The sequence below is a fragment of the Caldicellulosiruptor sp. DIB 104C genome (genome assembly GCF_028198085.1).
GTDB lineage: Bacteria > Bacillota > Thermoanaerobacteria > Caldicellulosiruptorales > Caldicellulosiruptoraceae > Caldicellulosiruptor > Caldicellulosiruptor saccharolyticus.
The window spans coordinates 2,020,132-2,046,446 of sequence record NZ_CP116337.1; the positions used below are offsets into that span (position 1 = coordinate 2,020,132).

The 26,315-nt window shown below is 35.8% G+C and carries 28 protein-coding genes and 4 pseudogenes; 6 read left to right on the forward strand and 26 right to left on the reverse strand.

Annotation, left to right across the window (positions count from 1 at the left end; genetic code table 11):
- Positions 1 to 7 precede the first annotated feature (7 nt).
- The 18 genes and pseudogenes from PGC14_RS09985 to nuoE all read right to left on the reverse strand — a co-directional run bounded on the left by PGC14_RS09985 (position 8) and on the right by nuoE (position 13,321).
- A complete protein-coding gene (locus PGC14_RS09985) occupies positions 8 to 652 on the reverse strand; it encodes a nuclease-related domain-containing protein (RefSeq protein ID WP_271628818.1) in 645 nt (214 codons plus the stop codon).
- 18 nt (positions 653 to 670) lie between these two features.
- Positions 671 to 1,609, reverse strand: a complete 939-nt coding sequence (locus PGC14_RS09990; RefSeq protein WP_271628819.1) for a DUF4846 domain-containing protein — start codon at positions 1,607 to 1,609, stop codon at positions 671 to 673.
- A gap of 13 nt (positions 1,610 to 1,622) precedes the next feature.
- Positions 1,623 to 1,826 (reverse strand): hypothetical protein, encoded by a 204-nt coding sequence (locus PGC14_RS09995; protein ID WP_011916201.1) that lies wholly within the window; start codon positions 1,824 to 1,826, stop codon positions 1,623 to 1,625.
- Between the two features lie 82 nt (positions 1,827 to 1,908).
- Positions 1,909 to 2,109 carry a DUF3368 domain-containing protein gene (locus tag PGC14_RS10000; RefSeq protein ID WP_271628820.1) on the reverse strand — a complete coding sequence of 67 codons (201 nt, stop codon included), beginning with the start codon at positions 2,107 to 2,109 and terminating at the stop codon, positions 1,909 to 1,911.
- Positions 2,110 to 2,246: 137 nt separating this feature from the next.
- Positions 2,247 to 2,402, reverse strand: a complete 156-nt coding sequence (locus PGC14_RS10005; protein ID WP_237738191.1) for a hypothetical protein — start codon at positions 2,400 to 2,402, stop codon at positions 2,247 to 2,249.
- Positions 2,386 to 2,682 carry a UPF0175 family protein gene (locus PGC14_RS10010; RefSeq protein WP_011916199.1) on the reverse strand — a complete coding sequence of 99 codons (297 nt, stop codon included), beginning with the start codon at positions 2,680 to 2,682 and terminating at the stop codon, positions 2,386 to 2,388. Before PGC14_RS10010 ends, PGC14_RS10005 begins: the two co-directional genes overlap by 17 nt.
- A gap of 198 nt (positions 2,683 to 2,880) precedes the next feature.
- On the reverse strand, positions 2,881 to 3,006 hold the full coding sequence (locus tag PGC14_RS10015; protein ID WP_271628821.1) for a hypothetical protein: 126 nt from the start codon (positions 3,004 to 3,006) through the stop codon (positions 2,881 to 2,883).
- Positions 3,007 to 3,293: 287 nt separating this feature from the next.
- Positions 3,294 to 3,539 (reverse strand): hypothetical protein, encoded by a 246-nt coding sequence (locus tag PGC14_RS10020; protein ID WP_011916198.1) that lies wholly within the window; start codon positions 3,537 to 3,539, stop codon positions 3,294 to 3,296.
- A 103-nt stretch (positions 3,540 to 3,642) separates the two neighbouring features.
- Positions 3,643 to 3,742: pseudogene (locus tag PGC14_RS13500) on the reverse strand (NERD domain-containing protein); the annotation flags it as partial.
- A 69-nt stretch (positions 3,743 to 3,811) separates the two neighbouring features.
- Positions 3,812 to 4,270: a protein-export chaperone SecB gene (locus PGC14_RS10025; RefSeq protein WP_011916197.1), complete on the reverse strand. Its 459-nt coding sequence runs from the start codon at positions 4,268 to 4,270 to the stop codon at positions 3,812 to 3,814.
- Positions 4,267 to 4,641: a helix-turn-helix domain-containing protein gene (locus PGC14_RS10030; protein ID WP_011916196.1), complete on the reverse strand. Its 375-nt coding sequence runs from the start codon at positions 4,639 to 4,641 to the stop codon at positions 4,267 to 4,269. The genes PGC14_RS10025 and PGC14_RS10030 overlap by 4 nt, the downstream gene beginning before the upstream one ends.
- 154 nt (positions 4,642 to 4,795) lie before the next feature.
- Positions 4,796 to 5,053 carry a hypothetical protein gene (locus tag PGC14_RS10035; protein ID WP_228369989.1) on the reverse strand — a complete coding sequence of 86 codons (258 nt, stop codon included), beginning with the start codon at positions 5,051 to 5,053 and terminating at the stop codon, positions 4,796 to 4,798.
- Between the two features lie 134 nt (positions 5,054 to 5,187).
- Positions 5,188 to 5,400: pseudogene (locus PGC14_RS10040) on the reverse strand (DUF4846 domain-containing protein); the annotation flags it as partial.
- Positions 5,401 to 5,501: 101 nt separating this feature from the next.
- The gene (locus PGC14_RS10045; RefSeq protein ID WP_011916194.1) at positions 5,502 to 5,705 is read right to left on the reverse strand and encodes a hypothetical protein; all 204 of its coding nucleotides are present in this window, start codon (positions 5,703 to 5,705) and stop codon (positions 5,502 to 5,504) included.
- Positions 5,706 to 6,141: 436 nt separating this feature from the next.
- Entirely contained in the window at positions 6,142 to 7,353 is a 1,212-nt protein-coding gene (locus tag PGC14_RS10050; RefSeq protein ID WP_271628823.1) for an iron-containing alcohol dehydrogenase, read from the reverse strand.
- A 120-nt stretch (positions 7,354 to 7,473) separates the two neighbouring features.
- The gene (locus PGC14_RS10055; RefSeq protein WP_271628824.1) at positions 7,474 to 11,010 is read right to left on the reverse strand and encodes an NAD(P)-binding protein; all 3,537 of its coding nucleotides are present in this window, start codon (positions 11,008 to 11,010) and stop codon (positions 7,474 to 7,476) included.
- Between the two features lie 17 nt (positions 11,011 to 11,027).
- Positions 11,028 to 12,782 carry an NADH-quinone oxidoreductase subunit NuoF gene (nuoF, locus tag PGC14_RS10060; protein WP_271628825.1) on the reverse strand — a complete coding sequence of 585 codons (1,755 nt, stop codon included), beginning with the start codon at positions 12,780 to 12,782 and terminating at the stop codon, positions 11,028 to 11,030.
- Between the two features lie 14 nt (positions 12,783 to 12,796).
- The gene (nuoE, locus tag PGC14_RS10065) at positions 12,797 to 13,321 is read right to left on the reverse strand and encodes an NADH-quinone oxidoreductase subunit NuoE (RefSeq protein ID WP_271628826.1); all 525 of its coding nucleotides are present in this window, start codon (positions 13,319 to 13,321) and stop codon (positions 12,797 to 12,799) included.
- Positions 13,322 to 13,631: 310 nt separating this feature from the next.
- Between nuoE and dinB the strand changes: the two genes are divergently transcribed.
- The 5 genes from dinB (at position 13,632) to PGC14_RS10090 (ending at position 16,821) form a co-directional block, all read left to right on the forward strand.
- Positions 13,632 to 14,867, forward strand: coding sequence for a DNA polymerase IV (gene dinB, locus PGC14_RS10070; protein ID WP_271628827.1), 1,236 nt, complete (start codon positions 13,632 to 13,634; stop codon positions 14,865 to 14,867).
- A 45-nt stretch (positions 14,868 to 14,912) separates the two neighbouring features.
- Entirely contained in the window at positions 14,913 to 15,146 is a 234-nt protein-coding gene (locus PGC14_RS10075) for a hypothetical protein (RefSeq protein WP_011916187.1), read from the forward strand.
- 379 nt (positions 15,147 to 15,525) lie between these two features.
- On the forward strand, positions 15,526 to 16,062 hold the full coding sequence (locus PGC14_RS10080) for a hypothetical protein (RefSeq protein ID WP_011916186.1): 537 nt from the start codon (positions 15,526 to 15,528) through the stop codon (positions 16,060 to 16,062).
- A complete protein-coding gene (locus PGC14_RS10085) occupies positions 16,043 to 16,360 on the forward strand; it encodes a hypothetical protein (protein ID WP_011916185.1) in 318 nt (105 codons plus the stop codon). Before PGC14_RS10080 ends, PGC14_RS10085 begins: the two co-directional genes overlap by 20 nt.
- Before the next feature lie 2 nt (positions 16,361 to 16,362).
- On the forward strand, positions 16,363 to 16,821 hold the full coding sequence (locus tag PGC14_RS10090; protein ID WP_011916184.1) for a protein-export chaperone SecB: 459 nt from the start codon (positions 16,363 to 16,365) through the stop codon (positions 16,819 to 16,821).
- A 108-nt stretch (positions 16,822 to 16,929) separates the two neighbouring features.
- Here the strand turns inward: PGC14_RS10090 and PGC14_RS10095 are convergent, their stop codons facing one another.
- From PGC14_RS10095 to PGC14_RS10110, 4 genes and pseudogenes are all read right to left on the reverse strand, one after another.
- On the reverse strand, positions 16,930 to 17,574 hold the full coding sequence (locus PGC14_RS10095) for a LysE family transporter (protein ID WP_011916183.1): 645 nt from the start codon (positions 17,572 to 17,574) through the stop codon (positions 16,930 to 16,932).
- A 146-nt stretch (positions 17,575 to 17,720) separates the two neighbouring features.
- A pseudogene (locus PGC14_RS10100) lies at positions 17,721 to 18,896 on the reverse strand (IS256 family transposase).
- A gap of 61 nt (positions 18,897 to 18,957) precedes the next feature.
- A pseudogene (locus PGC14_RS10105) lies at positions 18,958 to 19,242 on the reverse strand (UPF0236 family transposase-like protein); the annotation flags it as partial.
- 248 nt (positions 19,243 to 19,490) lie between these two features.
- Positions 19,491 to 20,045: a flavodoxin family protein gene (locus tag PGC14_RS10110; RefSeq protein ID WP_011916180.1), complete on the reverse strand. Its 555-nt coding sequence runs from the start codon at positions 20,043 to 20,045 to the stop codon at positions 19,491 to 19,493.
- 131 nt (positions 20,046 to 20,176) lie between these two features.
- On the opposite strand from PGC14_RS10110, the gene PGC14_RS10115 reads away from it, so the two are divergent.
- Complete coding sequence (locus PGC14_RS10115) at positions 20,177 to 20,506, forward strand: winged helix-turn-helix transcriptional regulator (protein WP_271628828.1); 330 nt, start codon at positions 20,177 to 20,179, stop codon at positions 20,504 to 20,506.
- Between the two features lie 449 nt (positions 20,507 to 20,955).
- Here the strand turns inward: PGC14_RS10115 and PGC14_RS10120 are convergent, their stop codons facing one another.
- The 4 genes from PGC14_RS10120 to PGC14_RS10135 form a co-directional block, all read right to left on the reverse strand.
- Positions 20,956 to 21,537, reverse strand: coding sequence for an SLATT domain-containing protein (locus tag PGC14_RS10120; protein ID WP_271628829.1), 582 nt, complete (start codon positions 21,535 to 21,537; stop codon positions 20,956 to 20,958).
- Entirely contained in the window at positions 21,515 to 22,393 is an 879-nt protein-coding gene (locus PGC14_RS10125; protein ID WP_271628830.1) for an SMODS domain-containing nucleotidyltransferase, read from the reverse strand. Before PGC14_RS10125 ends, PGC14_RS10120 begins: the two co-directional genes overlap by 23 nt.
- Positions 22,394 to 22,744: 351 nt before the next feature.
- Positions 22,745 to 24,553 carry a TnsD family transposase gene (locus PGC14_RS10130; protein WP_271628831.1) on the reverse strand — a complete coding sequence of 603 codons (1,809 nt, stop codon included), beginning with the start codon at positions 24,551 to 24,553 and terminating at the stop codon, positions 22,745 to 22,747.
- Positions 24,550 to 26,223, reverse strand: a complete 1,674-nt coding sequence (locus PGC14_RS10135) for an ATP-binding protein (protein ID WP_271628832.1) — start codon at positions 26,221 to 26,223, stop codon at positions 24,550 to 24,552. Before PGC14_RS10135 ends, PGC14_RS10130 begins: the two co-directional genes overlap by 4 nt.
- Positions 26,224 to 26,315 lie beyond the last annotated feature (92 nt).

Consider the following 26,315-nt stretch of genomic DNA (forward strand, 5'->3'; position numbering starts at 1 on the left):
TTACGCTTCATTTGTTTACCTTTAATTTATTGCTTCTAACACTTCTCACATGCTCTCTCATATTCTTGTAACTATTAACATTCATGGAACAAAGCCTCTGAAAAATTTTCTCTTTTTGTTCATCAGTCAAACATTCTCTATTATACTTCTTTATCGTTTTTATAAGTTTAGTTGTCCAAACAACATCTGTTTTTGTTTCAATTTTTAAATCAGCCTTTGTGGTAAAAACTATCACTGAGATAAATTTTATATCACCTAAATCTGATAATATTTCTTTAAGCGCTTGGATGTGACCATAGTTTTGCCTAATCGGATTGTAAAATTTTTCTTTTCTTTTGTATATAACTTGCGTCCAGTATTCATCATATTCTTTGCCATATATCAAACCCTGATAATTTTTTGTCTCAATAACAAATACTCCATAATTCGAAACAACAACATGATCTATCTGAACTGTTTTAGAACCAACTTTAATTAAAAGGTTATTCAAAACTTTATACTTTTTAGGGTCTAATCGAGCCAGAAAAAACGAAACTGACTTTTCACCTAATACTCCTTTTATCTTCGGTCTCAATAGTGATAGTATTGCGCTTATTATTAGCAAAACCCATACATACCATAAATCTAAAAGCAGATTAAAAGCTAATTTCAAACTTTTTTCCCCCTCTCTCTAATCCCCAAACCTATAAACCTGATCTTTTGTAAACTGCCATTCTGGTGTTACTAAAACATCACCAAAGCTTACTGAATACCATGGATTGCCATCTTCGTTTGCCGGGTTTTTTAAAATGTGAATGTCTTGGGCTGGCATATAGCTTTGTGCAAGCAAGAATATCTTCTCACCCGTCTTCGGATTTTGGGCCATATCAACTACAATAACGCAATGTCCAGGGTCGCTTCCTTTTAAAAATACATCTCCAATTTGCAAATCATTCAGTGGTACTCTTTTCATTTCTTGAGAAAGTGACAGTGTTCCAGCATATGCAAATACCATGTCAAGATATTTTCTAAAACATTCATAACTATCATCATATCCAGCAGCTTTTATCCAATAAGCTTTGTTGCCTTCAACTCTTATTCTATAACCTTGCATCCACTTTTTAAAATCAGCTCTAAAGCCATTTGTGAAGTTAAAATGAATTTTGCCATATTGCCTGTTCTTATAAAGATACTCTGAATAAAGCCTTATGACAGCATCTGCACACTGCTGCAAATCTCTTGTGCCAACATCCATATCAACTACTGCAACATATACGTCGTTTGGTTTTTCTTCACCATTATAGTACTTTACCTTTGTGCCATGGGGTTTGAGAGGTAGATTCCTTAAAAACTCAGCAAAAGATCCTCTTGGAACTTCAACTCTTTGATATCCTTCTGGTACTTTTATTCTTTCACTTATCGTTTTGCCATGGCTATTTATCAGACTTTCCTTGTAACTCTGTTCTGATTTATTAGTGGGAAAAGTAATACCATCCTTTTCTTTTAATTTTGGCTTTTTTGCAATTTCAGTTTTTTCCAATTGAGATTGTTCAGTTGTACAACCAACCATTAAAGAAAAAATAAAAATAGCTGCTGTTGCTAAATATATCAGCTTTCTTATCATCGGCATCTTAGTCAGCTCCTCATTTAAACAGCTTTTTCAAAAGTGAAAATATGCTAAAAGTGGTTCTGTTGTAGATTTTGTTGTACATGTATTTTTTAGGATTTGTCATCCACCCATATCCTCTTGGTGCTTTCAAGCCCAAATTATGCCTGATAAACCTTTTGACGCTTGTTCTTGCAGCTATGCTTTTCCTTATATTTGGTTTTCTTATACCAAATTTCATTTTATCGACCACCTTTCGGATTATTTTCTATCATATTCTTAATCATATCATTTGATTTAAAAAGTTTCTTGAAACATTTAAATTAGAATACTTCGTTAGCACTTTTCAAAATTTCCTTATATAGCTTATGGCTTATCCTGATATTTGATTCGATTAACTTTTCTAATAAGGGTTTTAACTCAATGATTATACCTTCCTGTTTTGCCTTCAATAAAATACCTAATGTTCCTGTAAGTTTTATATCCAGAGAAGATGCCACTTTCCTACCTTTCTTTTCATCCATGATTAAAAGGTCTCCACCTAGCTCCTTAAATAATATTATTGATTCACTTTCACCTATGTTTAAACCATGCATTTTTTGAACTAATTCTACTGCTAATCGATTTTTGACTTCTTTTGTAATTATAAAACTACTCTTGGTTATCTGTTCAATCTCGAAGATGAACTTTTTATTAGATATAAGTTCTTTGTAAACTCCTTCTGAAATATAATTCTTCCAAATAAATACTCTAAAATCTCCAACTTATTTATCTTTGCTAAAGCAATAATTGGAGTTGTGTTAGAAACTACTATCACTTTTGTGATCCTCCAACAACTTATCCAAATTCTTTTTATCTTCAATTACTTCTTCAATGGTTTGGTCAAAATAGCTTATGCCTAAGGCACCTAAGTCAGCCAAATAATCTATTTTATTCATTCCAAGTATTTCAGCTGCCTTACCAAATGAAATCCTTTCTTCTTTTACTAATGTGTAAACTATAAGTTCCTTAATTTTCTTTAAAAACTCTTCATTATCACTTGGTAAATAATTAATAATTTCCTTAGGAAGTTCGAATTCAAATTTGCTTGTTTCCATTTAAAAAATCATCTCCTTATTATATAATTTTTCTTTCTTTGATTTAAACTTCAACTTTCTTAATAACAAATTCTTTGACCAACACCGCTAACTTATAAGAGTCTTTAGCTTCTTCTATTTAAGGAATATAAAAATCATCTGAGTATCCTTATATCAACTGCATAAAACGTTAGCTGCTCACATTTAATTCCTTTAATTTCAAAAAATTACTATCTTGATCCCCTCGGTAGCTTTCAAACCCAAATTATGCCTGATAAACCTTTTGACGCTTGTCCTTGCAGCTATACTTTTCCTTATACTTGGTTTTCTCATGCCAAATTTCATCTTTCCACTTGCTCTCCAACCAAACACTTGCTCACTATTATTCTTCTTAACAACAATATAACTTTTTTATAAAATTTTTTCAAGTAAAATGACAAAAAAAGAGCAGAGCTTTTACACAGCCTGCCCTTTGAAAATATAGCATTTGCTAAAAATGTAATTTGGGTAGATTTTCATCCTAACTAGTTATTTTATTCTCTACTACAGCCGCTTTCTTCAAGGAATCTTTTAAAACAAATCTACTAAGTCACTCAACAAAAGCCTCTGAACGATAGCAACATCCTATTTTCTCACCAATTTTCAATTATCCAATATTGATAGTCCATTCTTCTTATCAGAAAGTCAGTAAATAAAAGTATATTAATAAAAACTATTCCATTAAACACAATCTTTTTTATTAATTCTTCGTTAATACCGAGAGATGTTAAGTTAATAATAAAATCTCCAAATAAGAGAAGAATTAGGGTGACTATGCCAGTATTTACAATTTCCTTCCCTCTGTTAATCTGCCCCATATCAAAAAGCATATTTATCATCCTTTTTGCTTCCACCTTCTCTTTCAAAACAGTCGCAAGTAAGTTAATAACAATTTTTTAAAAGGGTGTTTTTGCTAAAGTTTCTTCAATTGAAGTTCTTAGGAATATGCACATAATTTTGCCTGAATGGATTATAGAGTTTTTCTTTTATAAATTACCTGTGTCCAATATTCATCATACTCATTTCCATGAATCCAGTTCTGTTTTAATAATTTTTTATCTATCAATAGTTGTAGTCAAATAAAGTACAAGTTTTCCCAAACATTGCCAACTCATTGTTTTTGCGTCATGGTCTGCTCCTTCATTTCCTTTAACTTATGTATGTTTATCAAGGGTAATCTTACAGGAGGATTAAAGCCTGCCAGGGCTGTACAAGAAATCACATATGCCCGTGTCAAGTGAGCTAACGTCACTATTCCATTTAATTCTAACATATTCTTGAAATCTTGCATACCTAATTTTTCTTTTTTGCCTATAAATGCACCTTCATATATAATATTAACTTTAAACAAAAGTTTATTTTTAACCTTAGCAGTAAAATACGATTTGAAGTGGAGAACCCCATAATACAACTGTTCATTTTCTTCAAGTTTTATAATTTCATAATCATAGTTATTGCTTACACTAATATTTTCCTTCTCTTCGTTCCAATCCCTTGTTTCAAGCTCAAATTTTACAACTCTACTAGAAATAATTTGAAAATCAGCCTTTATCATATCTATATCTATCAAGCCGCATCACCTACTCTGTTGCTACTTCCCACGTCAATAAAAGACTCACTACATTCAATCCACTGTTCCATAGGTTCTGTCTTTTCTCTCAACTCGACTTTAAATTCTAAACCAAGAGCTTTTGATATCTCATAAAGCATTTTTACAGTAGGATTATACTCTCCACTTTCAAGCTTTGAAACCATTGCCTGCGTCATACCAAGCTTTTGAGCTAATTCTTTTTGGGTTAGATTATTTTTTATTCTGTAATTTATCAAGCTTAATGCGATATTCACTAGAATATCATCTAATTCAAAATATTTTTTATCTTCTTCACTTACATATTTCTCCACTATTTTATATGGAGATTCCAACTTAATTAGTTCATTCATTTACGTTCACCTCTAAAAACAAAATTTCTTCTATAATATTATATCCACTTATTTACTCTACTAACCCTTGCGATTTAATAGCAAAAACTAAGTAGTAACCAGTTTTAAATCAGGATATGTAGATTTGAGCTCCTCAAGACGTTCTTTCGCTTTTTCAATTGCATAAGAATAACTTTTTGGATTTTTCTGTTTGGCTGGGCTTTTCTTCCCTCTTTAATTTCTCAAAAATCTGAGATTGATTAGTACAACTTTTCTTGAGAGCTTCTAAAAACTTAAGTGCTTTTCTAAATTTCCGACCAAACTGGGCTTTTTCACCACTTTTATCTATAATCTCTTCTAAGTCACTATTAAGCCCTGAATGACAATAAATATAGTTTGAAATAAACCCCTCTGGATAAATTATATTTTCCACTTTGTTAAATTCCATCCTTGACACCTTAATTATATAACTTATAAGTTATATTTGTCAACAAAATTTTTACAAATCTTTTGTTAGTCATTTGAAACTAATACACACTAAACAGGTTACACATAAGTTTTTACTCACTAAAACCTATAAACGTACCCCTTTTTGAACTGCCACTCTGCCGTTACTAAAATGTCCTCAAAATTTACTGAATACCATGGATTGTCATTTTCATCTGCCGGGTTTTTTAGGATGTGTATATCTTGAGCGGGCATGTAGCTTTGAGCAAATAGGAAAATCTTCTCACATGCCCTCAAATTTTGTGCCATATCAATAACAATTGCGAAGTGTCCATAACTTAGAAGTACACTCTTGCAAAAATAAAAGTGTCTCACCATAGGCAAAGATTATATATTGCCTTTTCCCTATTAAAACTTTCACTTCATATAGATCCTCATTTGAATAACTTCTTAAAAAGTGAAAATATGCTAAAAGTTGTTCTGTTATAGATTTTGTTGTACATGTATTTTTTAGGATTTGTTATCCATCCATAGCCCCTCGGTGCTTTCAAGCCTAAACTATGCCTGATAAACCTTTTGATACTTGTCCTTGCAGCTATGCTTTTTCTTATGCTTGGTTTTCTCATACCAAATTTCATCATTATTGACCACCTTTCAGGCTAAAGCTTTCAATATACTTTTTGATTTAATTGTTTTATTTTCTTTTACAGTATGTACATCAATTAGAAGTAGTGAAAGTTTAGCTGTTATATAAATATCTACACTATTCATAGTACTTATCTCTAATTATACCATACACTTGCTAAATTTAAAATTTCCTAAATTGCACATCAACATTTTAGCATCCTTCTCTTTTATGATGTGCTGAGTAAAATGTAAGTTTAGCCTCTGTGAGGACAAAAAAGCTTAGGTGAATAAGCCTGAAAGGATGCTCTTCTGACAAGTTAATAGAAAGACAAGAAATACTAAAGTGTTTATTAACAATGTTGGGGTGGTACTAAAAAATGCCACCCCAACTATTGCTCATTATAGAGAAGTCACAGATATTTACTTTTATCTGCCACAATCAAAGTCTCACTTCATTGGGTACAATGATTCTTCGTAAATCTTTTTAATTACTTCTTTGGTTGCTTTAACTGGAGACATTGAAAGGAGTAACCCTAAAGACGGTGTCTCAAGTGCCAAGTCCACAAGATTATCAACGTCGCTCTGGCTAAATCCAAAGTCAGAAAGTTTCTTATCGCACCCCATTTCAAACAACCACTCTTCCACTTTCTTAGCTGCAAATTCTGCCTCTGAAGGCACTCCTTTTAAGTTAGGAACAATTGGCTCATAAACAGATGCCAAAACTTCAGCCTGATATGGATAAATTGTCTTGACTATAGCAGGAAGAAGTGCTCCAAGTCCCAAGCCATGTGGAAGTTCAGGCTTTACAGCACTTAGCGGGTGTTCAAGAGCATGTGTAAGATGTAAAAGTCCGTTATCAAACGAGATACCTGCTAATGCTGATGCATACAAAAGGTAATACCTTGCAATAAGGTTTTGTGGCTCATTTATTGCAACAGGTAGATATTTTGCTATAAGCCTTACAGTCTCCTGTGCGGTTAAAATACTGTATGGGGATGCTACCAATGTTGTTGAGGCTTCTGTAACGTGATTGAGCGCGTCTACTGTAACTGCAACAGTTTGTGTTTTATCAAGTTTTGTCATAAGCTGAGGATCATCTATTGAGTATAATGGATAGATACAATCATATGCAATTGCAGGCTTGTAATTTTTCTCAGGTATAGTTGCAACAGCAAATCTATCAACTTCTGTACCTGTACCATGTGTCAAGTTTATAGCTATTATTGGAACAGCTTTTTCAGGAGCAAACTTTTGCTCGTAAAGTTCTCTTGCATTCCTGTCTTTGTATTCAAGAAGTACAGCAACGCTTTTTGCAGTATCAATTGGACTTCCTCCACCGATACCAATAACTGCTTGTGCACCAAAACTTTTAGCCATTTCAACCGCTTCTTCGATCATATCAACAGTTGGATTTGGCCCAACTTTGTCATAAATACAAAAGTCAACTTTCTTTTCTTCCAGTGCAGGCTTTACAATATCCCAGGCTCCACTTATTTTGTACGAGCTTTTGCCAGTTATAAGTATAACTTTATTTATTCCCCTCTTCTTCAAATCCTCCAAAATGTCGCCTATTTTATTAATAGCACCAATTCCGAAATATGTTGTGTTTTTACACCTAAGTTCAAATACCTTGAAAGGATTTATTTTAGTTTCCCACATACAAATTACCTCCTGTTAAAAAATTAACATTCCAATTATTATTATATAAACATTGTTTGTTTTTTGTCAATCAAAAATATTAAAAATCAAAATAGGCTCTCTTGTTAAGAGAGCCTATTTTTAGTATTTCAAATGCTTATCTTGTAAGTATTTTTCAAATCGATTTTTCACTGTGTCAAATACTGCTTTTTCTACAAAAGCAGGTGCATCCTTTGATACAAATAAGTGTACGGTCTTATCTGGAGTTGCAAACCCTTCTGTGTAAAGTATTTGCTGATTATACTTGTTCTCATTTTGGAGCAATTCAACCATTTCGCGGTTTAGTTTCTCTAAGTTATATTGCAAACCAAATAGTTCAGCCAATTTCAACAACAACTCCAAATTAGAAAGCCCACTCTTTGGCTTTAGTACCAAGTTCAGATTTTGTATCTTTCCGTCAGCTCTTGTCACAGTTCCTGTGCTCTCAACATGGCTCACAAGTGGAAGAACAACATCGGCTCTCTTGCCCGTTTCTGTCAAAAATACATCAGCAACAATCAAACATTCCAGTTTGTCTAAAACTTCTCCCAGGTTCTTATCTGCAGCTTGTGGATCCTCACTTACTATGAACGCAGCCTTGACCTTTCCTTCATTAATCAGCTTTACTATTCCTTCTTTGCTCATTCTAATACCCATATCCCAAGCACCTTGAGTATTGCCAAGGCCAGTTACTTTAATTATACCACAGCGTGGTCTTCCAATTTTTTGTGTCAATGTTAATATATCAGCAAGTAGCCCAATGGTTGTGTCTGATACAGTATCTTCGTCTACAATCACCATAGCAGTTTTCGCACCAGCTATGATTTTTGCAAACTCACTTGCTTCATCTGTAACCTCAACATTCTTTACATCATCTTTTAGTTCATCTAAATTAACTGCTATTTTAGATACATAATCTTCATCGACAGCTTTCATTTCGAATAAAGCTTTTATTGTGGCCTTGAAGAAGACTGTATTATTTATCTTGTATTTTGCAATTGCCCACTCATCTGCTCTTGTCTCTCCATTGTTTATTGTAACTAGTTTTGCACCCAATTCAACTGCTTTTTTCAGTTTAGCACCCATTACTGCATGGTTTTCTGCTACCTTGCCAACAGCTACAATAAGGTCAGTAGAGTAAATTTCATCAAAACTATTAGTTGAAGCGTTCAAACCAAATATTCTATCGAGTACAGACTCCCTCAAATTGAAAGAACCTATCACAGTAGTGTCAAGTTTTTGTGCCAGTTTTGTAAGAAGTAAAGCCTCTTCATTTGTCAACCTCTGTGATGCAATTATTGCTATACTATCCTTACCATATGATGCTCTAATTGCTTGAAGTTTTTTAGCAGTCTCAATCAGTGCTTGGTCAAAAGTGGTTTTAGATAGTTCTCCATTTACTTTAATCAAAGGTGCTAAAATTCTGTCTTTGTCGTTTACATACTTTATACCAAACCTGCCAAAAGCACAAAGCATGCCCTCATTTGATTGAACTGGTGATGCATCAAATATCAAATTCCCCTTTGTCTCTACCAGCATTTCACAGCCCATGCCACAGAAAGTACATACAGTTTTTGTAGCAACAGTATTAACTGGTACTTGCTTTGCAACAGGTTGTTTGCCAATGCATGCGCCTGTTGGGCATATGTCAGCACACTGTCCACAGGATATACAGCTTGTCTCTTCTAACGGTAAACCAAACTCTGGCTTGACTATTGTTTCAAAGCCGCGGTTCACAAATCCAAGCGCGCAAACTCCAACTACCTCTTCACAAACTCTTATGCAAAGACCGCACAAAATACATTTGTCGGGATTTCTTTCAATAAACGGATGCTTCTGAGGCTCATATCTTTTGTGCTTGTAACCTGAAAGCCGCTGAGGATCTACATCGTACTGGTTAACATATTTATAAAGCTGGCACTCAAAGTAATCCATGCATCCACACTCAAGACACCTTGATGCTTCTGCAATTGCCTCTTCTTCTGTCATTGTTGATGTTATCTCTCTGAAGTTATTCTTTCTTTCTTCGGCATTTGCTACCTTTAATGGTACCCTTGGTTTTCTCTCTCTATCTTTAAAGTCTTCTGGCGTAAGGTCTTCTTGCTTTACATAATATGGTTCTTTAATTGGCTCTAACTTGCCCCTAAGATAGCTATCGATAACCCTTGCTGCGTTTTTCCCTTGTGCTATAGCTTCTATTGCAATCTTTGGACCTGTTACAGCATCACCACCTGCAAATACACCCTCAAGACTTGTTTGATATGTGCCTTCATCAACCTTTATTGTACCATGTCTTGTAAGCTCCAACCCTTCTACATCTTCCACTCTTACTTTCTGACCAATTGCAGATATAATTGTATCAGCTTCAAAAATAACCTCAGCACCCTCTATTGGCACAGGTCTTCTTCTTCCTGATTCATCCATATCACCAAGTCGCATTCTCTGACACTTAAGCGCCCTGACCCTGCCTCCATCAGTTATTACCTCAATAGGTGCAACAAGGAACTGGAACTTTACTCCTTCCTCTTCCGCTTCATTTACTTCTATATCCTCGGCAGGCATCTCTTCACGCGTTCTACGATAAAGCACTGTAACCTCTTTTGCACCAAGTCTTATTGCTGTTCTTGCAGCATCCATAGCAGTGTTACCACCGCCAACTACAAGAACACGCTGTCCAAGATTTACTGGCTGGTTCATAGAAACCTTTCGCAAAAACTCAATCCCACCTATAACACCTTCTGCACTGTCTCCCGGACATCCCAGTGTTGAGCTTTTCCAAGCACCAACTGCTAAGAAAACTGCATCATAGTTTTTGCGAAGATACTCTAAAGAAATATCAGCACCAAGCCGCATATTAGTCTTAATTTGAACGCCCATTTTTTCAATTAGCTCAATTTCTTTATCCAATATCCTCTTTGGAAGTCTGTATTCAGGTATACCGTATCTTAACATACCACCAGCTTTTGGCATAGCCTCATAAACAACTATGTCATGACCTTCTTTTGCCAAGAAAAACGCACATGTAAGCCCAGCCGGCCCACCACCAACAATAGCAACCTTTTTACCTGTCTTTGGTTTTATCGGCGGTATATAGCCATCGTCCAAAAGGTCAATGTCCCCTACAAATCTTTTGAGCTCGGCAATAGCAATAGGTTGGTCCACCATATTTCTTCTGCATGCTTCCTCACAAGGGTGTGGGCACACTCTACCTATACTTGCAGGAAACGGCAACTGTTCTTTTATGAGCGCAACCGCTTCTCTAAACTGACCATTTGCAATAAGTCCCACATACCCTTGGCAATCGGTGTGAGCAGGGCAAGCCAGGACACAGGGAGGTCTACAATCTCCTCTGTGCTCGGATAACAAAAGCTCTAAAGCCATCTTGCGTGCATTTCTGACACGTGGTGAATCTGTTTTTATAACCATTTTATCAGTAACATATGTTGAACATGCTCTTGCCAATTTAGGTGAGCCTTCTATTTCTACAACGCAGAGCCCACATGCACCGTAAGGTTTTAACCTTTTATCATAGCAAAGATGGGGAATTTCTATATTATTCTCATGTGCTACTTCTAAGATTGTTTTCCCTTCCTCGGCAAATATCTCTTTGTTGTCAATGTTCACCCTTACAAGTCGCATAAACATCCTCTCCCTCTTTATTCAACATTGACAGCACCAAATCTGCAAACATTCATACACGTTCCACACTTTGTGCATTTGCTCTGATCAATAACATGTGGTTTTAATCGCTCACCTGTTATTGCTTTAGTTGGACATTTTCTTGCACAAAGTCCACAACCTGTACATTTTTCAGGCAATATAGAGTAGGTTATCAGCGCTTTACATTGCTTTGCAGGACACTTTTTATCTCTTATATGTGCTATATACTCATCTTTAAAATATCTAAGAGTTGTAAGGACTGGGTTTGGAGCAGTCTGTCCAAGTCCACACAGTGAACCGTCTTTAACACTAACTGCCAGCTCTTCAAGCAATTCTAAGTCGTCGTCCCTACCCTCGCCATTGCATATCCTATCTAAAATCTCCAGCATACGTCTTGTACCGACACGACAATAAGTACATTTACCGCAGGATTCTTTACAAGTAAATTCTAAGAAGAATCTTGCTATATCAACCATACAGGTAGTTTCGTCCATTACTATCATTCCACCAGAACCCATTATAGCACCAGTTTTTGTTATGCTTTCGTAGTCAACTGGAGTATCTATAAGGTCGGCCGGAATGCATCCACCAGAAGGTCCGCCCATCTGCACTGCTTTAAATGCTTTGTCGTCTTTTATACCGCCACCTATGTTGTATATAACCTCGCGTAGTGACATGCCCATAGGAACTTCAACCAATCCACCTCTTTTTATCTTACCAGCAAGTGCAAACACTTTTGTTCCCTTACTTTTTTCTGTTCCTAAGCTTGCAAAAGCCTTGCCTCCATTTGTGATTATCCATGGTACATTTGCATATGTCTCAACATTGTTTATATTTGTAGGCCTACCCCATAGCCCTGATTGAGCCGGAAATGGCGGTTTTAGTCTTGGCATACCTCTTTCGCCTTCTATAGACGCAATAAGTGCAGTTTCTTCACCACATACAAATGCCCCTGCACCTTTTTTTAGCTTTATATCAAAGCTAAAATTGGTATTTAGAATATTATTCCCAAGCAGGTTTCTATTTCTTGCCTGCTCTATTGCTATCTCCAGACGCTTTATTGCAAGTGGATATTCAGCACGAACATAAATGTACCCTTCCTTTGCACCAATAGCATATGCAGCAATAGTCATTCCCTCTAAAACTGCATGAGGATCACCTTCAAGAATACTCCTGTCCATAAAAGCACCAGGGTCACCCTCATCAGCATTACAAACCACATATTTTATATCTCCACTTGCTTTTCTTGCCGCATCCCACTTAAACCATGTCGGAAATCCTGCACCGCCTCTACCGCGTAACCCTGAAATCTTTATCTCTTCAATAACCTCTTCAGGCGTCATTGACGTTAGCACTTTTTTAAGCGCTTCATAACCACCATTCTTTATATAATCATCGATATCTTCAGGATTTATTCGGCCACAATTTTTTAGTGCAATTCTTACCTGCGACTTCAACATCGGGTACGGTTCGAAAGAGGTAGATACAATAAATTCATCAAGCGGTTTTTTGCCTATGACATGGCTTTCAATTATCTTGGGTATCATCTCAGGCGTAACATTGCCATAGGTGTATACATCATCACCATCTATGACATCAACAAGTGGCTCAAAAAAGCAAAGACCAATACAACCTGTTGGTTCCACTGGAATATCAAGGTTTCTGGAGCGTAACTCCTGTTGTATACATTCCATGACCTTGTTCCCGCCTGCCGCCATACCACAGCTGCCAAGTCCCACTCGAATTTTCATCTCTGCCACCTCTTCTATACATTTTTCTCTCTTTCATATATCCTACGTATAATTTCCCTTACCTTATCAGGTGTAAGTTTTCCATATGTTTCACCATTTATCATCATAACAGGTGCAAGACTACAGCAACCAAGACATGCAACCTCTTCTAAGGTGAACATCCCGTCTTCTGTTGTATCACCTGGCTTTATATTCAATTCATCACACAAGGCATTCTTAATCTCTTCAGACCCATTCACATGGCATGCAGTCCCTTGGCATTGTAAGATCACATATTTCCCAACTGGCTTTAACCTAAATTGAGCATAAAAGGTTGCAATTCCATATATCTTAGCCTTTTTTACACCTGTTTTTTCTGAGATATAACTTAGTGCATCTAATGGCAGAAATCCGTAAATCTCTTGTGTTTTTTGTAAAATCGCTATAATGTTACTCTTTTCTCCTTTGTACTCATCCAAAACAGGGTCAAGCAAAGAAAGATCTACTTTCTGGTTTTTAAAATTAGAGACCAATCTGTTTTCACATTCAGGGCAACTCATATACATCATCCCTTCCTGTATCTAAAAAATCAAAAGCATGAGAAGTCTTTCATAGTTAGTCATCAATTTATTATAAATCATTTTTTCACATTGCACAATGTTTAGCGGTAACAAAACAGTTCCTTGCCGTCATTCCTTTATTAAACCTTTTTCTCCTTGCAAATCTTATTTCAGTATCAAATGGCTATATATTTCGAGTATGGAACAAACCTGAATAGCTTTTTTTGAATTTGCCTAATATTTCTATTTATCAAACATATTTTCGGTGTTATAATGTATATACAAACTTATGTTCTATAGGTGAGAAAAAGTGGGCAGGGTGATTTTGCACTGTGACCTTAATAACTTCTATGCGTCTGTTGAATGTCTTTATCATCCTGAGCTGAAAAACAAACCTGTTGCTGTTTGTGGTGAAAGTGAGCTTCGACATGGAATAGTTCTTGCAAAAAATCAGATTGCAAAATCATATGGTATTCAAACAGGCGATGTTATATGGCAGGCACTGAGAAAATGTCCAAACCTTGTAATTTTAAAGCCTAATTTTCCTCTTTATATCCGATTTTCAAAACTTGTGCAACAAATTTACTCTGAGTATACAGATTTGATAGAGCCTTTTGGAATTGACGAGTGCTGGCTTGATGTGACAGAGTCTACAAAAATTTTAGGAAGTGGCAGAAAGATTGCTTATGAAATCAAAGAAAGAATAAAAACTGAGCTTGGTCTGACGGTATCTGTTGGAGTATCATTTAACAAAGTATTTGCAAAGCTTGGAAGCGACTACAAAAAACCCGATGCTGTAACAGTTATCACAAAAGAAAACTTTAAACAAATTGTCTGGCCGCTGCCTGCAAAAGACCTCTTGTATGTCGGTAGCGCAACAGAAAAGAAGCTCAGTTCAAGGGCAATTTATACAATAGGTGATATAGCCAAAAGCTCACCTGAATATCTTAAAAGAATCCTTGGCAAATGGGGTGAGGTACTCTGGATATTTGCAAACGGGCTTGACACAACACCTGTTACTCCCCCACTTTTTGAAGACAACATCAAGGGAATTGGCAATAGCATAACACTGCCAAGAGATTTGACTTGCTATGAAGATGCAGAATATGTTATTAGAATGCTTTCTGAATCTGTTGCGCAGAGGCTTCGTCAGCAGTATTTAAAATGTTATACAGTCCAAGTTTGGATAAGAGATAGCTTCCTTTTTTCAATAACAAGGCAAGAAAAACTCCAAACACCCACTTTTCTGGCAAGAGAAATCTCTCAAAAAGCTTTTGAAATATTTAAAAAACACTGGAACTTTAAAAATAGCATAAGGTCGCTTGGCGTAAGAGCTTTAGATCTTGTTTGTGCAAACTCATTTTATCAGCTTGAGTTTGACAGTTTGAAAAAGCTCAAATTAGAACAGCTTGAAAAAGCTATTGACCAAATTCGAAGAAGGTTTGGGCAGAGCGCAGTTTTGCCAGCTATACTTTTGACTAAATCTGACTTGCCTTGCGAGATTCCTCTGCACAACAAAATTCATCCTGTTGCATTTTTCAAATAAAATTTTGTTTTTCAAAACAAACATGAGAGGGTGAGGGTTTTTAAAATGAGAAAAATATTTGTAGAAGTTTATGCTCATTTTTCAAAGGAAGGAGAAATAACTCCAATTTCGTTTGTCTGGGTTGATGGGAAAACATATGAGATTGACAAAATTATAGAAAAAAGAAATGCTGCCTCTTTAAAAGCAGGCGGACAAGGCATAAGATATAAAATCCTTGTCCGCTCAAAAGTACTGTATCTTTTTTGTGATGAGAATAGGTGGTTTGTGGAATTTACATAGTTTTATGTTTCATCTCTCTAAGCTTATGTACATTTATCCACGGTAGTCTCAGAGGCGGGTTAAACCCTGCTAAAGCTGTGCATGAGATAACATTTTTTATTCAACAATTCCAGAACATCTTGATCCTGTGTAGGAGATATTAGACAACAAACCTAAGAATGTTATTAGCAGACAGTGGCTATAAACTTGATTGAAACTATCTTTATCTATAAAGATGTGGCATCAATAACTTTATTTAATAACATATTTGACTTAGAACTGACAAGGAAAATTTCCAAATTTTATACTTCACTTTTTTTCTTCAAGTGTTATAATGTCGTTAGAATGTTAATTGTGAAATTTTAAAATAAGCTAACAAAGGGAGATACATATCATTGATATGGAAAAACTTAAATTAATAAGACCTTATTCCTGTACAGGCTATCATGGAACAACTCGTGAAAGTGCTATAAAAATATTAGCAAGCAAAAAATTTTTGATATCGAGGGGTAAAAAGCAGTGGTTAGGTGAAGGTGTTTATTTTTTTGAAAATGATTTAAAGCAGGCTTATAATTGGTGTACCAAGGCAAGAAAATATCGCGACTGGGTAATAATAAAAAGTCGAATAGAAGCTGATACTCTGTTGGATTTGTGTGATTTGGAAACATTTGAATTGTTTAAAGCACTTGTTCATAAAATTAAGAATAGAATTGATAATAAGGGGAATAATAAATTTAGGTGGAGAGAGTTGCATGTAATAGATTTAATGTATAGACTTTGTCCTTTTGATGTTGTCAGAGCTGCATATATAGTTCCCAGCAGCAAACCAATATCAGGCACTAACATATATCCTATACAGGTTCAAGTATGTGTGAAAAATATTGAATGCATAAAAAGCATTGAGGAGGTATATATCAATGAGACCTATTACTGTTAAGGAATATTTTGATTATATCAATAAACAGATAGATAACATGACCGATGAAGAATTATTACGGTTATTAGAAGAAATTGAGAATAGCAAAGAAGAGTCTATAGAAGAACTTTACTATGATTTCGAAATAGCTTATCCAGTAGGGGTTAATACAAGTAAGATTGAAAATAACGATTACATTGATAACTTGAGCTTAAAGGGAGATATGTGGTACTCCACTTATCCATATTATGTTTTTGAGAATAATGAAGAAATTAATATAAATATAGAGGATTTAAATATAGGGCAAAAGGTGGCTTAGTGATGAAAGAAGTTAGTGCTCCGTATTTCAGATTTGAAAATTATGTGGTTGATTATATTCATTATAATTATAATCATCAAGCAAAATTAGAAAATAAGCCAATAGAAGTAAGATTTTCTTTAGCTGTCAACATAAATGTAAGAGAAGAAGAAAAAAAATCGACCGTTACATTAAAGTGTAACATATTTGGAAACGCAGAAGAGAATAATTTTCCTTTTAGTTTAGAAATTTCATTAACAGGTTATTTTAGAGGAAGTGAAAACATAGAACGAGAAAAATTTATTGAATTAACTAAATATAACGGTACAGCAATTTTATTTCCTTATTTACGTTCAACTGTTTCAGATATAACAAAAGCAGCTAATATTAATCCTCTTATTTTGCCCGTGATAAATGTGGTTAATTTTATTAAAGAACAAGAAAAAAAAGACAAAGAAAATTCAGGTTTCCAAGGAGAATGAGTGGTATATATTAATTGATTTCATAGAGCTTGCCCTCCAGTTTAAATTTTAAATCTATTACAAGGCAATAGTACCTTTTTTCATTAGGTCCCTCTTGAAATTATATCATCAGGTTTGAAGCATTTTCCAACCACTATTTATAAAATAGATTGAAAATGCTAAAATAAATATGCCTAACAACAAAATAATCCAGCGATATACAACATCACTTATCAGTTTTTTTCCTCTGGAAAGTGCCATGGAAATTGCTGAATACCACACAAAGTCCGATAAAATATGTCCTATAAAAAAGAACAAAACGCCAATTAACCCTAAAGTATAAGACTGGCGTATTAATTCCATCCCCGTAGACGCCCACCAGAGAATGAAGTAAGGATTAGTAGCGCTTACAAGTGCTCCTGCCAATACAAGATTTCTCATGCCTGCACTATTTCCCGTTATTTGATTTTCCAGAGAAACTGACTTGTTTATGCCGGACTTTATCATTCCATACCCCATCCATGCAAGGAAAGCACCGCCAAATAGTCCAACAAATCCTGCAACTGTCGGATTAGTAAAAAAATCTTTAAGCCCGAATGTCATGATGACAATTAATATAAGTTCCAGCATTCCGTGTCCTAATACTGTCAAAGGTCCTGCTGTCCACCCTTTTTTTAGACTGCCGTCAATCGTGACCCCTAACATTGGCCCTGGCATCATTGCTCCTGAAAAGCCTATTAAAAACGCACTGATAAAAATTCCCCATAAAGCCATATTAATTAACCTCTCTTATTATAAAAGTCGACTTCAATATAATAACAGCAAATTTTGATATTAATTAATTTTATTTTAATAAAATCTTACCGTTTATGAAAGTACTAACAACACAATTTTCTTTAATTAACTAACTTCGAGACTTGTCAAGAATTTTGTGTTTCCAATTTATAACGCAAGTTGTAAAGTTGGGTTATGTTATTGATGTATTTTCTAATACTGAAAAGCTCTATTTTTCCATTTTGTACGGCGTAAGGTTTCTTGCTGTAAGTAAATATTAATTTCTAAGACTTTGGCAGTCTTGATATATCCACCTGAATTTTACTTCTTTACTTTTCAATCATGCTATTTACACTTCCAACGGCGCTTGTGGTATAAATATGCTTTCTTAATTCTTCAGGGTATTTCATATGGGGTATTTCATATGGGCAAGATAAAACTCTGCTTTTTCTGATATTGTTTTAACAAATCGAGGATATTTTGAAAGGTATCCATCGCAAAGTTCTTTAAATTTTGCTGCAGCTTTGTCAAAATCGGAGAAAGAAATTCTAAATCTTTCTAAACTCTTGTTAAAAGCTGAAAGCTCTATAATTTTGTCATATATTTTTTCAGCTATTTTGCTCAAGGTGGACAAAAGCAAGCTCAAGCTCAGCAAGAGGGTAAGCAAGTTTGACAGCATCTATAATACCAGGAAAATCATCGCTTATAACAATTAAAACTTCTTTAAAACCTCTTGTAATTAAGTCTTTAAATACTTTCATCCAATCAGCCTTATTTTCTTTTCCGAAGAAAGAGCAGAATACCAAAATGTCTTTTTTACCTTTTTTGAGTCGATACCGAGGCTGGCATTGCAAGTAGCAAGTTTTATCTTAGAATTATCCTTAACTTCACTTCTGAATAACCATCGATGAAAAGAAGCAAAAGCACTTGTGGGCAATTCTTTTTGTTTGAATAATTGAAGTTCATTTTTTGAGGTCTTCTTTGATTTTTAGGATTTTGTTTTCGGAATAAGGGAGATTTAAGTTTTTCAAAGTCTGGACAAGGGAACGCTAAAGAATAACCATTGACATACTTGCGATATAAGAAGATCGGTGTACGAACTATCAACTCTTTTGTAGCGAAAAAGAAGAGGATAGAAGGTCGGAAATTCTAAAGGCGTGTTCGAGGGACAGAGATTTCAAGACACAAGGCAGGTGTTGCAAGTTTTACTTGTAGTTGCTTTAGAGCTGGGCGGATAGAGCCATCACAGGAAGCAATACATATTTAATACTTGCTTCTTGGGCCATGTTTTTAGTAGTTTCGAAAATTTCGTTTTTATTCATTTTAAGTAGTCCCCCTTTGATGATTATTTCAATACTAAATTATACAGTGGACACAATTTTATTTTAACTCCCTCCTCTCATATTCAATATCCCCAAATATTGTCTTTAAACTTCTCTTATCTTTCCTTACAACCTTATACCTCTTCTTCCTCTCTTTGTTTTCTTTTACTGATTCATCTATAAATTTACATGCCTCCTCTATTATCCCCTTACCTATCTGGTCCAATTGCTTCTTAAGCTCAATTGAATATTCTGTTAAATCCTTCTCCCTTCGCACTATCTTCTCCAATCCGTCCTCAAAAGTCTTTAAAAGTTCTTTTATTTTTGTTACAATATCTTTACTCATTTTGCTCCTTCCTTTGGTTTGCTTTTCCTTTTCTCTTTAGTTTTTTCAACCTTATATTCTACATCATTTTTTCTCTTCTACCAAGAGGAGGGAGCTTTTTCCATTCAATATCCTATAAATATTTTACACTAAGAATCTATGGAAAAGTAGAAACTTGAACACTTTATTTTCAACAATTGCACTTATCCCTATTGTAATTATTTACTGTAATTATTAACTTCTATCTTCAATTTTTAAATTTTATTATATTATCCTTTTACAATCTCTTTTCCCACCTCAAAAGCTCTTTCAAGTAATTCTTTTCTATTTGTCACTTCGCCTGCAGGATTTAGGTTATTACTACCTATTATAGCTTTTATCTCCATATTAAATGCCCATTTAAAAAATCCAGCTATTTCGTTCATTATCTTCTCTCCATCTGTGCCAGCACCTTGAGTATATACAAGAACACACTTTTTGCCAGCAGGTATTCTTGAACCTTCTCCAATCTTTAAAAGCGCATACAGTCTGTCTAAAAAAAGCTTGGTCTGGGCTGTAACATAGCTCATGTAAATTGGAGAACCAACAACCAGTGCATCGGCAGCATACAGCGCATTATATATTTTTTGCATGTCGTCTTGCTGTTGGCACCTGCCGTTTTCTTGGCAAAAATTACATCCCTGGCAGGGATGAATATTCAGCTCATTCAATTTAAATATTTCCACATCAAGCCCTGCTTCTTTTGCACCGCTTAAGATTTTTTCAACCAAAATTTCGGTATTGCCACCTTTGCGCGGACTGCCAATAATTCCTATTACCTTCACTTTGGAATCCCTCCTTCCCACTGATTACAAATAATATATTATTCACTGTTAGTATATAATTGCAAGTAGGTACTTTTTTGTGATATACTATACTTTAGGTAACCTTAAAGAAAAAAAAGGGGTTATGAACATTGAAAAATTCAAATGAGAATGTGCCACTCTGTCCTGTGGAAATTACGTTAGCTTTGATAGGTAGTAAATGGAAAATCCTTATTTTGAGAGAGCTCTTGCACGGTACAAAAAGGTTTAATCAACTTCTAAAGTGCATAAATGGCATTAGCCAGAAAGTTCTCACACAGCAGCTGCGTTCAATGGAAAAAGATGGACTTGTTATTAGAAAGGTTTACCCAGAAGTTCCGCCAAGGGTTGAGTATACGCTCACAGAGCTTGGGCTTAGCTTAAAACCCATTCTTGATGCTATGTATGAGTGGGGAGAGAGGTATAAAAAAATTAAGGGATAAGTGGTACATCTTTTTTTGATATTGCTGTAACCACTTATCCCTATTGTTGATTTAAAAAAAACCCTTTCCATTTCCAATCCCTCAAACCCGCATAAACTCTACATGGCATTTTCTGGAAGGTAATAAAGTTTTTCCGTAATTAAGCTATATTTCTACTAAAATTTCCCATACACCTTTCAAATTTGTGCGAAAAAAGTTCTTCCGAATGGACAGCTTCAAGGGCAAAAGGAAAAAGGGATAAGTGGCGTCGTAGCTGCATTTCTCGACTCCTCACCACTTATCCCTCATCTTCCTCTCTACCGCTTGCCCCTTAATCCTTTTCCCTTTTCCCTACCCAAACGGAACCACTTTTTTCGCATGCGGAAAAGATTTAAATGAAATATACATCGTTTGGAAATAAGTGGTAAGGATCAAGTTTTAGTTCTATAAAACAATACATATATTCGTTCTTAGGGTGTTAATTTTCTCCACAGCTCTTTCGGTAGAAACCTATCAATTTCATCATCAGAAAAAGTAAATTCTTCATTTTTTTTTAGAGCTTCAGATGCCAGTTTGTATGCCTTACTTGTTGTTCTGGGAGCATTATTGTAAATTTCTGCAACTTTTCGATTAAGCTCATCCCTTTTTATACGAATAGTATCTTCATCTAAAAATCCTGCTTTTATATCTGTTAATAGTGAGATATATTCTTCTCTCACTTCCCATAATTTATTAGCAGTATCAATGTGTTTTTGTGCCATTTTACTTAAATCATAATTCAAAAAAATTAAATTTATACAAAGTAGTATTGCTGACAATACTGTACTTATTATCGTTCCTATTTTATTATCACCAAGTATAGATATTATTAACCCTGAAGTAGTAACAGCAGATAGTATTATTTGAGTTATCTTAAATTTATTGAAATTTTTTAAATAAAGATCCGCTTGCTTTTCATGAGTTTTATGTGTCCAAACAATGCTTCCAAAACATTGTCTAATTTGAGTTTCTAATATATTTATACTTTCATCAGTTTGGGAACTTACTTCCATAAATTTCCCTCCACAATTCTTTTGCATCTTCGTCTTTATTATTTGAATGACATTCGCAAGCCTCTTTTGCTATATTATACGCTTGTTTAGCCTTGTAAATAAAATTTTCTTTCTTCCATACATATTGATTGCTTCCAGGTGCTAACCAATATTCTTGATCAGGATTTTGATTTGAAAGATATTTAAAAAAATCTCTACTTAACCAGTCATAATAAGTATAGCTTTTGTCCTTATATTCCCAATTCATAATGAAATTATAGCACAATGTATCTATTAAAAGCCCTCCCATTTTTAGATTTACATTATTACGCCAAGCCCTTACCATTTTACATAATTCTTTAAGGTTACCATTACATTTCTTATTCATTTCATTTATTGCATCAATTTCCATCTTAAATTTAGTAACCTTCCATGAACCACCGTTATTTGCATCGGGATATGTATATGTAACACCATCTTTATTTATAAATACAGGTACAACCTCAAATATAACACCATCTGAAAACTCGACAATAACAACCTGCCCGTCACCTCTTAATTTAGTAGTTGAATATGTTTTACTAATAGAATTTTTAACCGCCTGTAAAAGCGCAGACTGTCCATTTCCTTGATAATTACTGTATTGCACATAATACTTATAAGGCAATACAAAATACATATCTATATCACTTACAAAATTGATAGCAGTACCCCTACCGTATGAACCGCCATACAAACTATGATCAACATCAGATTCAGTACCCCAAAAATCTTGGTTTAGCCTTTTAGTAATTTGCTTATATCTATAGCTTATAGTATCTTTATTATCGACTTTTAAGTTGTTGCAAAATTGGGAAAATATTTGTGATACGCTCACATTCTCCATCTCCCTTATTTAATTTTCATAAATTTTTTATTCTTACTAATATAGTTTAGAGCCTCTTATGTATTTCTCGTCTTGAGTTCTAATTACCATCATAGTTACAACTTGCATAATTTAAATTTTGATGACCACCCTATTTTTAGGCTTTTTATTTACCTTTTTTATTATATCATATAGGTTCCAAATGGTAAGCAAACATCATTATAAACTTTAAAAACACGGAAAAATCTAAAAAATAAAAGTTCCTGTATCTGTCATGATTCACTTATTGAATTATTCTTTCATAATAATTTCAGTGATATAATTCTCCATTTCTTGGCAAAATTCCTTCCTTATACCTGCTTTTCACAACACTTTCCACAGCTTTGGAACTTCTCCCTGTCTCTTTAACTCCTGAACCGCCCACTTTACCCTCCTTAACTGGAAGTCCCTCCTGCTTTCCTCAACCGAATCAAGATACTGCTTGGTAAGTGGCATTTTGTCCAAATGTTTCTCAAGGAGTCCCCTTATACCCAACTTGCTGCCAATCAGACTTATAGTAATCCGCTCTGGCTTTTCAGTAGAGTTCAGCATTTCTTCGACCACTACTTTTACTTTGTCCAATATCTCCTCGTCCCTTTTGTCCCAATCAACGCGCGCATTTCTATATTTGTATATCGGCTCTGGAGAATTAAACTTAAGCCATTCTTTGTCATTTCTATACAGCCAAGCGTAAACTGCCTTGTTTAACTGACGAAGTTCCGTTTTGCTTTTGTCAGGATACTGATTCATTAACTTAAGCCATTCTCCTCGGTAATAATCCTTCTTATCAGCATTCGTAATGCTGCTCCCTTTATATTGAATAAGTTCCTGTTTACTTCTTTTATCCCAGTAAGTCTCAAGTCCCAGCTTGGCTGCATATTTCTTTACCGTCTTCGGATCTGCTCCCATCAGCTTTGCTGTTTGCCTCAAGCTCAATCCCTTTTCGACAAGTTCCTTAAGTTTCGCCTCCCACACATGCCCGAATTTCTTTATCCTCCCAACCTTATACCGAGATTCTTCAGTAACATCAGGTCCTGTCCTTACATACACAAAACCGCAGTCACAGGAAAATGTCCCAACGGGTCTTTTTGTATCATTGCTGTAAGAGATCTTTAATTGCTTTACCACGGGTTTAAGGTAATGTTCCGCCGCAGGGTTAAGGCACGGCCAGGGCCCGTCTCCGAACGGCTTATAGGTTAACTGCCTGTAAAACAAATCGGAGATGGTTATACCCAAAAACCTTGCCAAAAGCAAATGCCTTATAGGATGGCTTGCCCTTTTACTCCCTCTGACCATATCTGCAAGCCAATTATTCTCACTGCCGATTTCAATACTCGATTGCACAAGTGTCAAAAATTCCTCACCGTAAAACTGTACAAATTCCTTGGTTAGTTTTTTCTGCATTACATTCCCATTTATAGTAGCAAAGCCTTGCTCTATTAACTTCGCTCGATACTGCTCATGAAACCATTCCGCAGGGCGCCTTTCAAACTGGTTGTTAAGCAAAAACTCAACATCTTTCGCTAGATTTATTAAATGTGACATAGTTTTATCCGAGTATACAACTACCTTATCTGACTTGATACAATTTTCCTCGCTGGCAGCAACATACTGATGCTTATTATAGCCCTTAATCGGCACTTTGCTGTCGCAAAGCATTACCTGATGTTTGGGACAGACAAGCACCCCAGGGATCTGATGGATACGGTGCCAGTAAATTTCTCCGTATTTTTCCTTATCTTCCTCGTTACACAGCGGGCAGAATTTGAAATATTTGTTTGCCACTATACTGCTCGCCATAATACCAGTTTTGCCGTAAATTCCTTTTCCATTTCTTTTCCTCATATTATTCCTGACCCACTGGCTCTTCTTTGGAGGCAGGAAAGCTGTGTAAAACGGGAAAAGAGTGTGGTTGTCTATAAGATAGTCCGCAGTATATTCAGTGTTAAGTGGCAGGTTGCTTATTAAAGCATTAATGTTCGATGGAAGTTCCACTACAGCCGTGGCATTTTTAGTACCGAAAGCGTCTTCCATGGTGGCTTTAAAGCTGATATTTCCGCTCCGCAGGTGGTACCGCGCCAGGACGCTGTATAGCAGCTCATCGGGGTAAGGTGTAGGAAAGAAGGGCATCATCCAGATCGCCCCACTTGGAATATAACATTGTCTATACCTTTTATGAGCCCCTTCTCCTTTAACGCCTCATAAGCCGTCATTTGCTTCTTCCTGCCTTCCTCGACAATAAAACGGATGTCGTTTTCGTTCATGTTTTTGATAGTGCGTCTGGGTTTACGATTTGTTTTTTCTACAGGTGAAGAAAGAAGCTGGATCGCCTTTACCACCAGCTCCGAAACATCAATCTTTTCCCCTTCTGCTTCTATAACCTGTTCGACCGCTTTTTGAGCTTTCTTTGCTTCGATATTAAGCTCTAACAGTTTTGTAATCGCCTGCTCTTTTTTAGAAAGTAATACTTCTTTTTCTTCTTGTTGTCTTTGCTTTTGCAGCGCTTTCAGCCGCATTTCCGTCTCTACTGTTTGTTTACTCCTGTCAAGGAAACCTGCAAAGTCAACATTTATTACGGTGCAGATATCGTCATATTTTGCAATCTCCCTTAAGCTTCCCTTTTTCAAAGCCTCCAGCATGGGCTGAACCAGCTGCAAATTTTCTTTGGCAACCTGCCTTATAAGATTTGGTGTGATTTCTTCTTTTCCCGAAACAATGGCTTTAATTTGTGACATAGCATAGAGCTTAACGGCAATATCGGTAATACCCTGGCTTTCTTCATACAGCACTTCATTGATTTCATCGGTAAGCGAGGTTTCCTTTTTGGTCCACTGATAGCCCCACAGTGCATCTATAAGGAGCTGCCATGTGTCGTCTTTTTTTAGCCTTTCCCAGATCATATCCCCCTGCCCGCTGCCACGCCTTGCCTGTCTGAATTGAGACTGCAGCACGCTCAAAGCCTTTGGCGTGCCGATCAGAACTATGGGTAGGCCGAGCATATTGACCAAAGTGACAAAGAAGTTTAGCATACGCTGATCTCCACCGCTTTTTGCTTCATTGAGGTGCTGGATTTCATCGATTACAAGCAGGCCAAGGCCGAGGTTCTGTGCGATCTTGCAGATAGCAGTTACCATATTGTCGACGCTGTAGCGCCCATTTCCGAATTTTTTATAGTAGTCTGTCCCCAACAGGTTGTCCACTTTGTTAAAAAACTCCATACACAAACCTTTGATGGAGCCGTCGAACGGGCAGTCAAGCTTGAGCCAAACCAATTGATACACGCTTAATTTAGTTTCTTTATAGCGCGAATGTATGATCACCTGGGGATACATGCGTAAAATCTGATTTATCGCCGTGCTTTTACCCATGCCGCTTACACCTACGATAGTGAAACCTGATGCAGTAGTCCGAAACAATTCATTGCTTTCCAAAACTCCGTTAATTCCCTTTATTACCTCATCTGATTTTTTCAGATACTGCACAAACTGGGGCTTTAAAGGGTTGCGGGCAAGGTAACCCTGCCTCAATACCCTTGAGATCCTGCTTTCCATGTCAAGATGAACGGGAAGTGGCTGAAATATTTGAAAAAGCCGCTGAACCATGTGGATGCGGTAATGGCTTTCAAGTTTCCTCTCCTCGGGATGATATGGCGGGTAATAAGCAAGCCTTTCAGCAGCCTCTTCAGCACTTAAAATCGGGGGAAGAGCTTCGATAAAGGGATTCCCTCGGTATTCGGGAATTACCTGCTCTTTATATTCTGCAGGGACAGCCACCGTACCGTTTGGTATTTTCAGTTTATCCATCCCTTTTCTGTAGTGCCTCCTTCTGCTTTCTCTTCAATAATCCCAGCTGCCCTTCCTCTTCCCCCAGTGAATCTTGACTGCCTCCAAGTATG